13 protein-coding genes are annotated in these 14,388 nt (G+C 67.5%); 8 read left to right on the top strand and 5 right to left on the bottom strand.

Annotated elements, in window-relative coordinates:
• Positions 1-19 precede the first annotated feature (19 nt).
• A complete protein-coding gene (locus tag BM198_RS13755) occupies positions 20-745 on the top strand; it encodes a glycosyltransferase family 2 protein (protein WP_202119598.1) in 726 nt (241 codons plus the stop codon).
• Positions 742-1,908 carry an O-antigen ligase family protein gene (locus BM198_RS13750; RefSeq protein ID WP_074970641.1) on the top strand — a complete coding sequence of 389 codons (1,167 nt, stop codon included), beginning with the start codon at positions 742-744 and terminating at the stop codon, positions 1,906-1,908. The genes BM198_RS13755 and BM198_RS13750 overlap by 4 nt, the downstream gene beginning before the upstream one ends.
• Before the next feature lie 22 nt (positions 1,909-1,930).
• Here BM198_RS13750 and BM198_RS13745 read toward each other — a convergent pair whose 3' ends face one another.
• Positions 1,931-2,500: a BUD32 family EKC/KEOPS complex subunit gene (locus tag BM198_RS13745; protein WP_074970688.1), complete on the bottom strand. Its 570-nt coding sequence runs from the start codon at positions 2,498-2,500 to the stop codon at positions 1,931-1,933.
• 158 nt (positions 2,501-2,658) lie between these two features.
• On the opposite strand from BM198_RS13745, the gene msbA reads away from it, so the two are divergent.
• The 6 genes from msbA (at position 2,659) to BM198_RS13715 (ending at position 11,003) form a co-directional block, all read left to right on the top strand.
• Complete coding sequence (gene msbA, locus BM198_RS13740) at positions 2,659-4,491, top strand: lipid A export permease/ATP-binding protein MsbA (protein WP_074970639.1); 1,833 nt, start codon at positions 2,659-2,661, stop codon at positions 4,489-4,491.
• On the top strand, positions 4,491-5,387 hold the full coding sequence (locus BM198_RS13735; RefSeq protein ID WP_074970637.1) for a GNAT family N-acetyltransferase: 897 nt from the start codon (positions 4,491-4,493) through the stop codon (positions 5,385-5,387). Before msbA ends, BM198_RS13735 begins: the two co-directional genes overlap by 1 nt.
• Positions 5,388-5,391: 4 nt before the next feature.
• Positions 5,392-6,792: a PIG-L deacetylase family protein gene (locus tag BM198_RS13730; protein ID WP_074970635.1), complete on the top strand. Its 1,401-nt coding sequence runs from the start codon at positions 5,392-5,394 to the stop codon at positions 6,790-6,792.
• A 72-nt stretch (positions 6,793-6,864) separates the two neighbouring features.
• Positions 6,865-8,286 carry a bifunctional D-glycero-beta-D-manno-heptose-7-phosphate kinase/D-glycero-beta-D-manno-heptose 1-phosphate adenylyltransferase HldE gene (gene hldE, locus BM198_RS13725; RefSeq protein WP_074970633.1) on the top strand — a complete coding sequence of 474 codons (1,422 nt, stop codon included), beginning with the start codon at positions 6,865-6,867 and terminating at the stop codon, positions 8,284-8,286.
• Between the two features lie 162 nt (positions 8,287-8,448).
• Positions 8,449-9,729 (top strand): acyl-CoA dehydrogenase family protein, encoded by a 1,281-nt coding sequence (locus BM198_RS13720; protein ID WP_074970631.1) that lies wholly within the window; start codon positions 8,449-8,451, stop codon positions 9,727-9,729.
• 65 nt (positions 9,730-9,794) lie between these two features.
• On the top strand, positions 9,795-11,003 hold the full coding sequence (locus tag BM198_RS13715; RefSeq protein ID WP_074970629.1) for an acyl-CoA dehydrogenase family protein: 1,209 nt from the start codon (positions 9,795-9,797) through the stop codon (positions 11,001-11,003).
• 22 nt (positions 11,004-11,025) lie between these two features.
• Here BM198_RS13715 and BM198_RS13710 read toward each other — a convergent pair whose 3' ends face one another.
• The 4 genes from BM198_RS13710 to BM198_RS13695 form a co-directional block, all read right to left on the bottom strand.
• Positions 11,026-11,934 (bottom strand): metal ABC transporter ATPase, encoded by a 909-nt coding sequence (locus tag BM198_RS13710; RefSeq protein ID WP_074970627.1) that lies wholly within the window; start codon positions 11,932-11,934, stop codon positions 11,026-11,028.
• A gap of 41 nt (positions 11,935-11,975) precedes the next feature.
• Positions 11,976-12,785: an aldo/keto reductase gene (locus BM198_RS13705; RefSeq protein WP_074970625.1), complete on the bottom strand. Its 810-nt coding sequence runs from the start codon at positions 12,783-12,785 to the stop codon at positions 11,976-11,978.
• Positions 12,782-13,957 (bottom strand): NAD(P)/FAD-dependent oxidoreductase, encoded by a 1,176-nt coding sequence (locus BM198_RS13700; RefSeq protein WP_074970623.1) that lies wholly within the window; start codon positions 13,955-13,957, stop codon positions 12,782-12,784. The genes BM198_RS13705 and BM198_RS13700 overlap by 4 nt, the downstream gene beginning before the upstream one ends.
• 81 nt (positions 13,958-14,038) lie before the next feature.
• The gene (locus tag BM198_RS13695; protein WP_044401034.1) at positions 14,039-14,371 is read right to left on the bottom strand and encodes a DMT family transporter; all 333 of its coding nucleotides are present in this window, start codon (positions 14,369-14,371) and stop codon (positions 14,039-14,041) included.
• Positions 14,372-14,388 lie beyond the last annotated feature (17 nt).

Below are 14,388 nucleotides of genomic sequence, written 5' to 3'. Positions count from 1 at the left end.
GGACAGCGATGTCAGCGTGATGGTGACCAGTTGTGGCCGGTTCGATCTGCTGCGCCGCACACTGGAGTCACTGGATCGATTCAATACCTACCCGATCCGTGCTGTGTTCATCACCGAGGATTCGGGTGAAGAGGCCGTGCGCGAGTGCATTCCGGAGCATTGGCGTCCGCATACTACGGTGTTCGTCAACCGGCCTCGACTGGGGCAGATGGCGTCTGTCGACCTGGCCTACAGCCATATCGAGACCCCTTGGGTTTTTCATTGCGAGGATGACTGGGCGTTCTACCGGCCTGGGTTCATCGAAGACTCCATGGCGCTGCTGAAAGCCGATCCCCAGGCCCTGCAGGTATGGTTGCGCAGTGCCGCTCATGACCTGGCCATTCACAGCCCCTACGTTTCCCTGGGGGAGCGCCGCGTAGTGGATGGTGTCGTCAGCTATGAGGTTCGCTCGTCCAAGGCAGAGTGGCAGGGGTTCTCCTTCAATCCGGGGTTGCGGCGGATGCAGGATTACCAGCGTCATGCGCCTTATGCGCAGCATGACGGGGAAAAGGATCTTTCGCGCTTGTATGCCGCCGACCAGCGCTATGCCCTGATCCTGGAGAACGATGCGGTACTGCATACCGGTTTCGGTGAGCACGTTGGGGTGCCCGAAGAGCGTAGGAAGAAGAAGAAACGTAAACAAATGGATCGGGTGCGCCTGGTTGTAGTGTTTGGATTGGGAGTTCTGCTGGGATGGTTGATATGAATGTCAAGACGCAGGTATTTGGCCAGGGGCGCTTTTCCGGCTACCTGACACTTGCGCTCATAGCGTTTGTCGCTGCATTTTTACTGTTGCCCACCGCGAAGATGGTCAACAATCTGTATTACGCAGCATTGGCATTACCCACGTTCGCGGGGTTGTGGGTGTTACGGGATCGACTCCCACCTCTGGGCTGGCCGGTTGCGTGCTGGGCCTTGCTTCTGATCTGGAGTCTCGCCGTCGGCGTCTCCGATGGAGGTGGCCAGTATGTCAAGCATGTGCTCTACGTGGCGCTGTTCCTGGTAGCAGCGAGTCGCCTGGTATCACCGGACTTCTTTCGCAGTGAACTGTTCGCACGCGGATTGTTCTGGGTGCTTATTCTTTATGTAACCGGGTCGGCCATCGTCTACTGGATCACTGGACGTTACGCAGTGGGTGAACGGGTCATCTGGCTCCCGTCGCGCATGTCCGGCCCGATCTACACCAGCATGTGGATCTCCTGCTGCTTTGCCTTGGCCATGCCCTACTGGGTTACTGGGCGTCGCTGGTTGGAAATGGGGGCAGCCCTTGCGCTGGCACTGTTCTGCGTTTCCTTCGTTCTGCAAAGCCGTACCGGCCTGGTCGGATTGAGTTTAGTTATGGGGCTGGCGCTTCTGTGGGCAGTGCGTTCAGGCGGGCGTCTGCTCATCAGCCTGGTCGGGCTTTTGGTTGCCGTTGTCGGGGTGGGCGTGACCGTGTGGTGGCTTTACCCAGAGTATCATGCCCTCATTTTAGAACGAGGCGATTCAGGCCGCCTCGACCTCTGGCGCATCATGATGGACGAGTGGAACAACTGCGGTATCTTGAGGGGCTGCGGTGTGGAGTTCCATACCGCCGTTACCATCAATAACGGCACGCCTATCCAGCACCCCCACAACATCTTTATCGCCTTCGGTGTCTACAACGGGTTGCCGGCGCTGCTGCTGTTCCTGGCAATCAGCTTGCTGGCCCTGGCCAAGGCCTGGAAGTTCCGCGATCCCTGGGGGCTCTACCTGTGTTCGGCACTGGCCTGCCTGAACTTCGATGGCAGCCAGTTGATCGGCAACCCTGATGAACTCTGGGTGCTGATACTCCTGCCGTTGGCCCTGCTGGAAAACCCCTCCCAGCGGCCTGCTGTTGCGACACGCTGAACCCGAGACAGCCCCGCCTGCTTCAGGTGGGGCTCAGTTCATCGCAGAGTGCCCAGAGCGTTTCGCTGCGATAAGGCAACTTTTCCTTGCGGATGTATTTGTCGAAGTGTTCCCGGTTGCGCTGTATGAGGCTGCGGCCCAGAGGGGCGCGGCGCACGCGCATGTCGGCAATGTCGATAAGCCCCAGCGTGCCTTCCGGAGTCCTGACGATGTTCCCCAGGTGTAGCGAGCGGAAATAGATGCCTTGGAGGTGCAGTTGGTTGATGAACCAGGCTAGAGGTTGCACCAGGCTTTCCCAGCTCTCCTCTCCGCTTTTCAACAACTGGTTCAGGGTCTGCCCGGGGAGTGGTCGGTAGGTCACGGCTGTCCAGCCTGCCTTGTCCAGGCGGAACAGTTGACGGGGTTCAAGGGTCGGGACGCCGAGTTTTCCAAGAGCCGCCGCGTTGGCGAGGAAACGCCTCGAATGGGGGCAGAGCAAGGCCGAGGACAGCCAGCGCTTGCGCCGGAACAGCTTGAGGTAATCGCCGTTAGCCAATAGGTAGACTTTTGGGCCGAAGCTGTCCTGTTCCACCAGGGTCGCACCCTGGATCATCTGTTCAAGGTCGGCGGCGGGCAGGGGCGTGAAGGTGGACACGGACGATACTCGGGCAGGCAGGGGGCGGCATATGATGCCCCAAGGGCGGCCTGCGGTTCCATGATGGCTTCATGGCGGTGCTAATATAGCTGCCCCTTGTCCAGTCGAGTCCACCGATGTCCGATTCCCCCAAGCAGGGCAACGTCTCCAGCCTGAAGATCTATTTCCGGCTGCTCTCCTACGTAAAGCCCTACATCGGCCTCTTCCTCATCAGCATCGTCGGGTTCCTGATCTTCGCCTCGACCCAGCCCATGTTCGGCTATGTGCTGAAGTACTTCGTCGACGGGCTGAACAACCCCGAGGCCAGCTTCTTCGCTGGCGTGCCCTTCGTGCAGGACCACCCCTGGCTGGCGCGCCTGCAACTGCTGCAGGCCGTGCCGCTGCTGATCGTGTTCATCGCGCTCTGGCAGGGGATCGGCTCCTACCTGGGCAACTACTTCCTGGCCAAGGTCTCGCTCGGTCTGGTCCATGACCTGCGTCTGGCGTTGTTCAACAACCTGCTGGTGCTGCCGAACCGCTACTTCGACAACCACAACTCGGGGCACCTCATCTCCCGCATCACCTTCAACGTCACCATGGTGACCGGCGCCGCTACCGACGCCATCAAGGTGGTGATCCGCGAAGGCATGACGGTGGTCTTCCTGTTCGCCTCCCTGCTTTGGATGAACTGGCAGCTGACCCTCGTGATGGTGGCCATCCTGCCGTTGATCGCCTTCATGGTAAGTAGCGCCAGCCGCAAGTTCCGCAAGCAGAGCAAGAAGATCCAGGTCGCCATGGGGGATGTCACCCACGTCGCCTCCGAGACCATCCAGGGCTACCGGGTGGTTCGCAGCTTCGGCGGCGAGTCCTACGAGTCGAGCCGCTTCCTCGACGCCAGCACCAGCAACACCGACCGCCAGCTGAAGATGACCAAGACCTCGGCGGTCTACACCCCCATGCTGCAGCTGGTGATCTACAGCGCCATGGCTGTGCTGATGTTCCTCGTCCTCTACATGCGTGGTGATTCCTCGGCCGGTGACCTGGTGGCCTACATCACCCTGGCCGGCCTGCTGCCCAAGCCGATCCGCCAGCTGTCCGAAGTCAGCTCCACCATCCAGCGCGGTGTCGCCGGTGCCGAGAGCATCTTCGAACAGCTCGATGAGGAGCCCGAGATCGACCGCGGCACCGTCGAGCGCGAGCGCGTCGAAGGCCGCCTGGAGGTCCGCCACCTGAACTTCCAGTACCCGGGCAGCGAGAAGCCCGTGCTGGACGACATCTCCTTCGTCGCCGAACCCGGCCAGATGGTGGCCCTGGTGGGCCGCTCCGGCAGCGGCAAGTCGACCCTGGCGAACCTCATTCCGCGCTTCTACCACCACGAGAACGGCGAGGTCCTGCTGGATGGCGTCGAGATCGAGGACTACCGCCTGCGTAACCTGCGCCGGCACATCGCCCTGGTCACCCAGCACGTCACCCTGTTCAACGACACGGTCACCAACAACATCGCCTACGGCGACCTCGCCAGCGCCCCGCTGGAAGACGTCAAGGCCGCTGCCGAAGCCGCCTTCGCCGCCGAGTTCATCGAGAAGATGCCCCAGGGCTACGACACCCTGGTGGGCGAGAACGGTGTGCTGCTGTCCGGCGGCCAACGCCAGCGCCTGGCCATTGCCCGCGCCCTGCTGAAGAACGCCCCGCTGCTGATCCTCGACGAGGCCACCTCCGCGCTGGACACCGAGTCCGAGCGGCACATCCAGGCCGCGCTGGACGAAGTGATGAAGGGCCGCACCACCCTGGTGATCGCCCACCGCCTCTCCACCATCGAGAAGGCCGACCTGATCCTGGTGATGGACCAGGGCCGCATCGTCGAGCGCGGCACCCACCGCGAACTGCTGGCCCTCAACGGCTACTACGCCCGCCTGCACGCCAAGCAGTTCGAGGACGACGGCAAGGACGTGGTGGAGCAGGACGCCTGATGCTCAGCTACCTGCGCGCCTGGCGTGAGCGGGGCTGGGAGCCCATCGACGCCGCCACCTATGCCCGTGCCTGGCATGAGTTCGGCGGCAGCGTCGCCACTCACCCCGAGGTGGTCGAGCGCCTGGCCGGCCTGGTCGGCATCCCCGTGCGCTACCTGGGTTGGAACCAGGGCGGCCGCCTGGTCGCCGCGCTGCCCACCTGGGGCCGACACCTGGCGCTGTCCAAGGACGTGCTCAAGCAACAGGGCAAACGCGGTCTGTTCGACCTGGGCAACGCCGAAATCATCCTGCCCATCGCCGATCAGGCCGGCGTAGCCCTGCGTCATCGGGCCCGCTATGTCTCGGCCCTCAACCTCGGCGGCATCACCGGCCTGCGCGAGCAGCCCGAGGGTCTGGCCTTGGCCCGCGAGCCGGAGGACTACAGCAAGAAGTTCCGCTACAACCAGCGCCGCGAGCAACGCTTGCTGGAAGAGGCGGGCGGCGTGATCCGCCCCATGCTGGAGCTGGAACCGGCGGAGCAGGCGGCCATCTATGCCGACCTCTTCCACCGTCGCTGGGGCTTCGAGGCCACCGGCAAGGCGCACCTGGCCGAGGTGTTCGGCCTGATGCGCGAGTTCATGACCGGCTCGCTGATCTACCTGGAGGACCGCCCCGTGGCCATCCAGGTGCTCTACCGGGTCGAGGCCCCGCGCTGGGTCAGCCTCGAATACATCAACGGTGGCGTCGATCCCCAGGAGCGCGCCTTCAGCCCCGGCAGCGTCCTCAGCTTCGTCAACACCCAGGCCGCCTGGGCCGAGGCCCGCGCCCTGGACAAGCCGCTGCGCTACTCCTTCGGGCGTGCCGACCGCGAATACAAGGACCGCTGGTGCCACCGCGTGCCCGTCTACCAGGTGTGAACCCATGAGCGGACGCAAGCAGCAACTGCTGAAACGCCACCGCCGGCAGAAGCGCATCGCGCTGCTGGTGGCCCTCGTCCTGCTGGTGGCCCTGGGCATCGGCGTGGCCTGGTGGCTGGTGCCGCTGGCCCTGGTGCTGGGCTGGATCGCCCATGAGGCCTGGTTCGCCGACCACCTGTTCTACGCCCCGAGCGATGACTACCGCTACGCCTTCCCGGCCGGTACGCCCGAGTGGCAGCTCGACCTGGCCAGCGGCCGTGTCCACCTGCCCGAGGGCGCAGGCGCCGCGGATACGCTGATCCTGCGGGTGCGCCTGCGCGCGTCCTGGCTGGGCCGCTGGCTGGACCCGACGGTCTGCGTGGGTGACGACCGCCAGGACTTCGAGCGCGGCGTCGATGGCTGGCGCTACCTCAACCTGACCGGCCAGCACGACCTGCTGCAGGCCGGCACCCTCGTCATTCGTGGGCGTTTCTGCCGGGTCGCCGCCGACGCCACTCTTTACGCCCTCGCCCAGCCGGACTTCCGCCAGCAGCGGGTGATGGTCATCGCCCCCCACGCCGACGACGCCGAACTGGCCGCATTCGGGCTGTACAGCCAGGCCGCCGAGGCCAGCATCGTCACCCTCACCCAGGGCGAGATCGAAGCCGAGCACTACCAGCGGCTCGGCCTGGATGCCGCCGATGCCGCCCGCCTCAAAGGGCGCCTGCGCAGCTGGGACAGCCTGGCCATCCCGCTCTGGGGCGGTGTCCCGCAATCCCGCTGTGTGCAGCTCGGCTACTACTGCCTGCAGCTCCCGGCCATGGCCCAGGCACCCGACCAGGGCTTCGGCTCGAAGGTTTCCAGGGATGCCGACGTCCGCACCGTGCGCCAGCACAACCCCATCGAGCTGCCAGGCGACGCCGACGGCGTGCCCAGCTGGACCAATCTGGTGGCTGACCTGGCGCACCTGCTGGAGCATTTCCGCCCCGAGGTGGTGGTCACGCCCCATCCCGAGCTGGACCCCCACAGCGACCACGTCGCCGCGACCCAGGCATTGCTCGCGGCCATCCAGCAAGCCGACTGGCAGCCCGCCAGCCTGCTGCTCTACGCCAACCACCTGCACGACAACGACCGCTGGCCCATGGGCCCCGCCGGCCAGGGCATCGCGCTGCCGCCGGCCATCGAGCCGCTTCCGGCCGACCCGCTGTGGAGCCTCTGCCTGGATGCCGCGCAACAGCGTGACAAGGCCCAGGCCCTGGCCATGCAGCATGACCTGCAGGGGCCGCTGCCCACCAAGAAACGCCTGCGCCGGCTGATCCAGCGCTGCCTCGCAGGCCGCCGCTGGCCAGCCACCGGCGAGGACGAATTCTTCCGCAAGGCCGTGCGTCGCCACGAGCTGTTCTGGGTCCGCCGGCTTTCCGATTGACGGGCGCCTTCGCCGGGGTGGATCGGCTGCTATGGTATGATCCGCGCCGTTTTTCCATGCCCTGGAGTCTTCATGAAGCTCACCATGCCCCGTTTCGATCTGGCCCCCGTTCTGGTGGTGGGCGATGTCATGCTCGACCGTTACTGGCATGGCGGCACCTCGCGCATCTCCCCCGAGGCGCCGGTTCCGGTGGTGCGTGTGGACCAGATCGAAGACCGTCCGGGCGGTGCCGCCAACGTGGCGCTGAACATCGCCGCCCTGGGCGCACCCGCGGCCCTGGTCGGCGTCACCGGTGAGGACGAAGCCGCCGAGAGCCTGCTCGCCAGCCTCGGCGCCGCCGGCGTGGATGCCCGCTTCCAGCGCATCGCCGGGCAGCCCACCATCGTCAAGCTGCGGGTCATGAGCCGCCACCAGCAACTGCTGCGCATGGACTTCGAAGAGCCCTTCGACACCGACGCCGAGGCCCTGGCCGCCGAGGTGGAACGCCTGCTCACCGGCGTCAAGGTGCTGGTGCTGTCCGACTACGGCAAGGGCGCCCTGAAGAACCACCAGGCGCTGATCCAGGCAGCCCGTCGCAAGGGCATCCCGGTGCTGGCCGATCCCAAGGGCAAGGACTTCGGCATCTACCGGGGCGCCAGCCTGATCACCCCCAACCTCAATGAATTCGAGACCATCGTCGGCCGCTGCGCCGACGAGGCCGAGCTGGTCGCCAAGGGCGCCCGGCTCATGCAGGAGCTGGACCTCGGCGCCTTGCTGGTGACCCGTGGCGAGCACGGCATGACCCTGCTGCGCCCCGGCCACCCGGCCCTGCACCTGCCGGCCCGTGCCCGCGAAGTGTTCGACGTCACCGGCGCCGGCGACACCGTCATCTCCACCCTGGCCGCCAGCCTGGCGGCCGGTGAAGACCTGCCCCAGGCCGTCGCCCTGGCCAACCTGGCCGCCGGCATCGTGGTCGGCAAGCTGGGTACCGCCGCCATCAGTGCCCCCGAGCTGCGCCGCGCGGTGCAGCGCGAGCAGGGTTCCGAGCGCGGCGTGCTGAGCCTGGAACAACTGCTGCTGGCCATCGAAGACGCCCGCGCCCACGGCGAGAAGATCGTCTTCACCAACGGCTGCTTCGACATCCTCCACGCCGGCCACGTGACCTACCTGGAGCAGGCCCGCGCCCAGGGCGACCGCCTGGTGGTGGCGATCAACGACGACGCCTCCGTCAGCCGCCTCAAGGGCCCCGGCCGGCCGATCAACTCGGTGGACCGGCGCATGGCCGTGCTCGCCGGTCTCGGCGCCGTGGACTGGGTGGTGAGCTTCAGCGAAGACACCCCCGAGCGCCTGCTGGGCGAGGTCAAGCCGGACATCCTGGTCAAGGGTGGCGACTACGGCGTCGAGCAGGTGGTCGGCGCCGACCTGGTCCGTGCCTACGGCGGTGAGGTGCGGGTGCTCGGCCTGGTGGAGAACAGCTCCACCACCGCCATCGTCGAGAAGATCCGCAGCCGCTGATTCGCTGAGCTTTCCCACGGTCCGGCAGGGCCGACGCCCAGCAGCCCCTGAACGGGGCTCCCACTGGCCGATGCGCCACAGCGGCACGTCGGCCCGGTCATAGGCGCCCCTGGCGGCGCGCGCGCATCATCCCGGCATCCTCACCCCGCGTGGAGCGATGCCATGAGTACCGATGTGCAGGGCCGTGCCCTGTCCGTGCTGAACCGCGTGGCCCAGGCCGACTGGCCGGACCGGTTCAAGCTGCGCAAACCCTTCGAACGCCTCCTGTACACCGGCAGCCGTGCCGGCTTCCGGATGGCGGCCAAGCCCGCCAAATCTGCCAAGGCCCCGCGCCCGGCGGACCCGGACGGCCTCTTCGACCTGTCTCTCAGTGACGAGCAGCAGATGCTCGTGGAAATGCTCGGCGCCTTCGCCAGCGAGGTCCTGCGACCCGCTGCGGAAGCAGCGGATGCCCAGGGCTGCGTTTCCGCCGAGCTGATCAACCAGGCCCTGGAACTGGGCCTGGCCCACTACGGCGTCAGCGAAGCGCTGGGCGGCATGGCCGGCGAGCGCACCGTCGTCACCAACGCCTTGATCGCCGAAGCCCTCGGCGGGGGCGACCTGTCCCTGGCGGCCTCGCTGCTGGTGCCGCTGTCGGTGGCCAACTGCATCCGCCGCTGGGCCTCCCAGGAGCAGCAGGCCCGCTGGCTGCCCGCCTTCGTCGGGGCTGCGCGCCCGCCGGCCATGGCCATCGCCGTCAGCGAGCCGGGCCTGCTGGTCGACCCGCTGCGCCTGGCCACCCGGGCCAAGCGCAAGGGGCGTCACTACCAGCTCGACGGCGAGAAATGCCTGGTGCTCGAAGGCCTCAACGCCAGCGCCATCCTGGTCGCTGCCCAGACGGCCGACGGCCCGGCACTGTTCCGTGTGGATGTCGGTGCCAAGGGCCTGAACCTGCGCCCCGAACCGGCCATGGGCCTCAAGGCCTGCGCCACCGCCCGGCTGAGCCTGAAGGGCGTACGGGTGCCGGTGGAGGACCGCCTGGCCGGCAGTGCCTTCGATCTGGAGCGCTTTCTCGCCTACACCACCCTGGCCTGGTGCGCCCTCGCCGTGGGCACCGCCCAGGCCGCGCTGGACTACGTGGTGACCTACTGCAACGAGCGCGTCGCCTTCGGCGAACCCATCAGCCATCGCCAGGGCGTGGCCTTCATGGTGGCCGACATCGGCATCGAGCTGGATGCCATGCGCCTGATGGTCTGGCGGGCCTGCGCCCGTGCCGAGCGCGGCGAGGACTTCCGTCGCGAGGCCTACCTGGCGCGCCTGCTGTGCGCCGAGAAGGCCATGAAGATCGGCACCGACGCCGTGCAGCTGCTCGGTGGCCACGGCTTCACCAAGGAACACCCGGCCGAGCGCTGGTACCGCGACCTGCGTGCCGTGGCCGTCATGGCCGGCGGCCTGCACTTGTGAGAACCGTTTTCTACCGATTGCGCGTCTAGCTCGAGCGGTCGAAATCCGGTCCTGAGGACTTTGTGATGAACCTGGAAACCCCGAAGAAATTCCGTGGCCTGGCCAACCAGGCCCACCAGGTGGCGGCGAACTACTTCCGCCCCATTTCCCGCAAGTACGACAAGGCCGAGCACGCCTACCCCAAGGAGCTGGACCTGCTGGCCGCCCTGCTGGACGGCATGAACGCCGGCTCACCCGACGCCGTCGGCGCCACCTCCGCCAGTAAGCGCGGCAGTGGCCAGGCGGAGGAGGGCGTGCGCAACGGCGGCAACCTCTCGGCCCTGCTGGGCGTCATCGAGCTGTGCTGGGGCGACGTCGGCCTGCTGCTGGGCATGCCCCGCCAGGGCCTGGGCAACGCCGCCATCGCCGCCGTGGCCAACGAGGAGCAGCTCAAGCGCTTCGGCAGCACCTGGGCGGCCATGGCCATCACCGAACCGGGCTGCGGCTCGGACTCCGCCGCCATCCGCACCACGGCGGTGAAGGACGGTGATCACTATGTGCTCAACGGCGAGAAGATCTACGTCACCTCCGGCGAGCGCGCCGATGCGGTGGTGGTCTGGGCCACCCTGGACAGGAGCCTCGGCCGCGCCGCGATCAAGTCCTTCGTGGTGGAGAAGGGCACCCCGGGCATGACCGTCACCCGCCTGGAGAAGAAGCTCGGCATCAAGGCCTCCGACACCGCCTCCATCAGCTTCAACGACTGCCGCGTGCCAGCGGCCAACCTGCTGGGCAACCCTGAGATCGACGTGCAGAAGGGCTTTGCCGGGGTGATGGAGACCTTCGACAACACCCGACCCCTGGTGGCAGGCATGGCCATCGGCGTCGCCAAGGCCGCGCTGGACAGGACCCGCGAGCTGCTGAAGAAGGCCGGCTGCCGCTTCGACTACCGCAAGCCGTTGCTCAGCGTGAGCCACGCCGAAGCCACCCTCTATCGCCTGGAGGCCGAGTGGGAAGCGGCGCGGCTGCTGACCCTCAAGGCCGCCTGGATGGCCGACAACAAGCTGCCCAATTCCAAGGAAGCCTCCATCGCCAAGGCCAAGGCCGGGCGCGTCGCCAACGAGGTCACCCTCAAGTGCGTCGAGTTGTGTGGCGCGCTGGGCTACGGGGAAGACGAACTGCTGGAGAAATGGGCGCGGGACTCGAAAATCCTCGACATCTTCGAAGGCACCCAGCAGATCCAGTTGCTGATCGTGGCCCGGCGCCTGCTGGGCAAAAGCTCCAGCGAGCTGAAGTAGGCCGCGAGTGCGGCTGGCGGGCTCAGCCCGCCAGTCGCCGCCGGCTCATCGGCGCGGTGCCGACCCGTGCCAGCCAGTCCTTCCAGCGCACCCGCTCGTCCCGCACCAGCCAGCCGTCCTGCTCGGCAAACCCTTCCGACAGCCACAGTCCCCGGGTGCTGGCCGGCTTCAGCTCGCCATCCAGCAGGGTGAACAGCTCGCCGGTGGGCTGGCCGTCCTGGCAGGGCAGCAGGTAGATGTCCGGCCGGCGGCGCTCCAGGCTGGCCACCAGGGCCTCGCCCTGCAGCACTTCATCGACGTGGAACAGGCTCGGCTGGCGCGCCTCGCGGGGCAGCTCCAGGGCCAGGTCGTAGACCAACTGCAGGGAGGCGGTGGGCAGGTGCACGTAGGCGTGGGGGCGCTCCAGCAGCGTCAGGCTGCCGCTCTGCGCCGGCCGTGCCGCGCCGGACAGCGGGCTGAGGCGGAAGTAGGCGTGCTCCAGGTAATGCAGGGCCTTGGGGTAGGGCGTCGGCAGCCAGGTGTCGGCGAAGCGGCCGGCGAGCCAGCCGTCCGGCGTCTCGATCAGGCATTCCTCGGCCACTTCCTGGATGGCGGTCAGCAGCGGCAGGTTCAGTTCATGGGCCGGCACATAACCGGAAATCAGCTTGAGCACGGTGTCGCCCCGGTCCTGGCGGCGCTGGCGCACCACCACCCAGTAGGTCTGGCCGTGCAGGGTCAGGGTCAGGCGCACCGAAACCCCGAGGTTGGCCAGTTGCACCGAGAAGCGCTGGTTGTCGTCGATCACCAGGGGCTGGCGACGCCGTTCGAGCATCTGCGCGAAGTTCATCGGCAGGCCGAGGCTGCGGTAGGCCAGCCCGTCCGGGCTGGCGTCCACCTGCAGGGGCAGGGTCTTGAAGAGGGTCGGGTCCTTGCGTGCCAGGGTGCGCGGCATGGCGGCTCCTCCTTGCGTCGGGGTCGGCCGCGGGCGCGGCGTCAGGCTGGCCCACCCAGTACCGCGGCGGCCGTCGCGACATTATGGGACAGGTGCAGCGGATTGATGGTTCCGATGATGGCGCTGGTCACCCCCGGGTGACCGAAGATCAGCTCGAAGCTGGCCCGCACCGGGTCCACCCCGGGGGCCAGGCAGACATGGCCGCTGGCCAGGCCCTTCTTCACCAGCAGGCCCTTGGCGTGTTGGGCAGCATAGTCCAGCACCGGGCGCTCGCCCTGTTCGTTGAGGTTGTAGGTGACCATCGCGCAGTCGCCGTGCTCCAGCGCCAGCAGGCCGCCTTCCACCGTCTTGCCGGAGAGGCCGAAGGCGCGGATCTTGCCGGCCTGCTTCAGCTCAGCGAGGGTCTCGTAGACGCCGCTGTCCCGTAGCACCGCCACGTCGTTGCCGTCGGAATGCACCAGCACCAGGTCGATCACGTCGGTCTCCAGGCGCTGGAGGCTGCGCTCCACGGAGCGGCGGGTGTGGGCCGGACTGAAGTCGAAGTGCGACTGGCCGGCTTCGAACTCCTCGCCCACCTTGCTGACGATCACCCAGTCCTGGCGCTGGCCACGCAGCAGCGGGCCGAGGCGCTCCTCGCTGCGGCCATAGGCCGGCGCGGTGTCGATCAGGTTGATGCCCAGGTCACGGGCCAGCGCCAGCAACTGGCGGGCTTCCGCATCGTCGGGGATGGTGAAGCCGGAGGGGTACTTCACGCCCTGGTCGCGGCCCAGCTTGACGGTGCCGAGCCCCAGGGGGGAGACCCGCAGGCCGGTGTCGCCGAGAGGGCGGTGCAGGTGGTGCAGGCTGTTCATCCCAGCAGTTCCTCCCAGGCCGGTTGGGCCACCGGCGGGCGTGGCAGGGTGGGCAGCGGTGCGTGCTGGCCGGGGCGGATGCCGTCGCGGTCCAGGCTGGCCAGCACGCGGTCGGTGAAGTCCGGCGCCAGGGCCAGCTTGGTCGGCCAGCCCACCAGCAGGTTGCCCTGCTCGGCGAGGAAGGCGTTGTCCGGGCGCACCAGGCCGGATTGCGCCGGCTCCGCGCGTTCCACCCGCAGGGTCGCCCACTGGGTGCCGGTGTAGTCGATCCACGGCAGCAACTGCTGCATCTCCTGCTCGGCAGCGGCGATCTGCTCGGCTTCGTTGCGGGCCACGCCATCGGCTTCCGCCAGGTCGCCGCCCAGGTACCAGACCCACTGGCCATCGGCCGCCGGGTGGCTGGTGACGGTGACCCGCGGCTTCGGCCCGCCGCCCAGGCAGTGGGCATACAGCGGTTTCAGCCCCGGCCCCTTGGCCATGACCATGTGCAGCGGGCGGCGCTGCATGGCCGGCTGCTGGATGCCCAGCGCCTGCAGCAGCGCCTCGTTACCGGCGCCGGCGCTGAGCACGATGCGCTGGGCGCGGATCTCGCGGCCGTCCACGCGCAGGCCCACCAGGGCCTCGCCGTCGCGCAGCGGCTCCACCTGGTGACCGGCCAGCAGGCTGTCACCGGCCAGCTCGGCCAGGCGGGCGATCACGCTGGGCACGTCCAGCACCAGCTCGGCCAGGCGGTAGACCTTGCCCTTGAATTTCGGGTGTTGCAGCGCCGGGGGCAGCTCGCTGCCGCTGACCGGGTCGACCCGGCCGCGCATGGCCTTGCTGGCGAAGAAGCTGGTGACGTTGCCGAACAGGCTGCCCGGCGACCACAGGTAGTGGGCGTCGGAGAGCAGGCGCACGCCGGAGAGGTCCAGCTCGCCGCTGCCGGCCACGGCTTCGCGCCAGCGGCGCGGCATGTCGGAGATGGCTTCGGAGGCGCCGGTGAGGGCGCCGTGCAGGGCGTACTTGGTGCCGCCATGGATGATGCCCTGGGACTTCACGCTCTGGGCGCCGCCCAGGCTGGCGGATTCCACCAGCAGCGTGGCGTAGCCTAGCTGGCGCAGGCGGGCGTTGAGCCAGAGGCCGGCGATGCCGCCGCCGAGGATGAGGATGTCGGTGCTGAGGGGTTCGGCCATGGGAGACGACGCCTGGGAAAAAACAGGGGCGCAGTATAGCGCCCCTGTCGAGTGTGCCGTGCGTGGCCGTTCGCCGCTGGATCAGTGCCCCGTGCTGCTGGAGAACAGCTGGATCACCACCACCCCCGAGACGATCATCCCCATGCCCACCACGGCCGGCAGGTCGAGCTTCTGCTGGTAGATCACCAGCGCTGCGATGCTCACCAGGACGATGCCGAGGCCGGCCCAGATGGCGTAGGCGATGCCCACCGGGATGCTCTTCACCACCATCGTCAGCATCCAGAAGGCGATGGCGTAACCGCCGATGACCAGCACCAGCGGCAGGGGTTTGTTGAAGCCGTCGATGGCCTTCATCGAGGTGGTGGCGACCACTTCGGCGGCGATGGCGATGGCGAGGTAGATGTAGCCGGTCATGGTCGGGCCCTCCTGTC

This window comes from Metapseudomonas otitidis, assembly GCF_900111835.1.
GTDB classification, from domain to species: domain Bacteria; phylum Pseudomonadota; class Gammaproteobacteria; order Pseudomonadales; family Pseudomonadaceae; genus Metapseudomonas; species Metapseudomonas otitidis.
The sequence above is the reverse complement of the archived record's forward strand: the minus strand, read 5'-3'. Positions and strand labels throughout refer to the sequence as shown.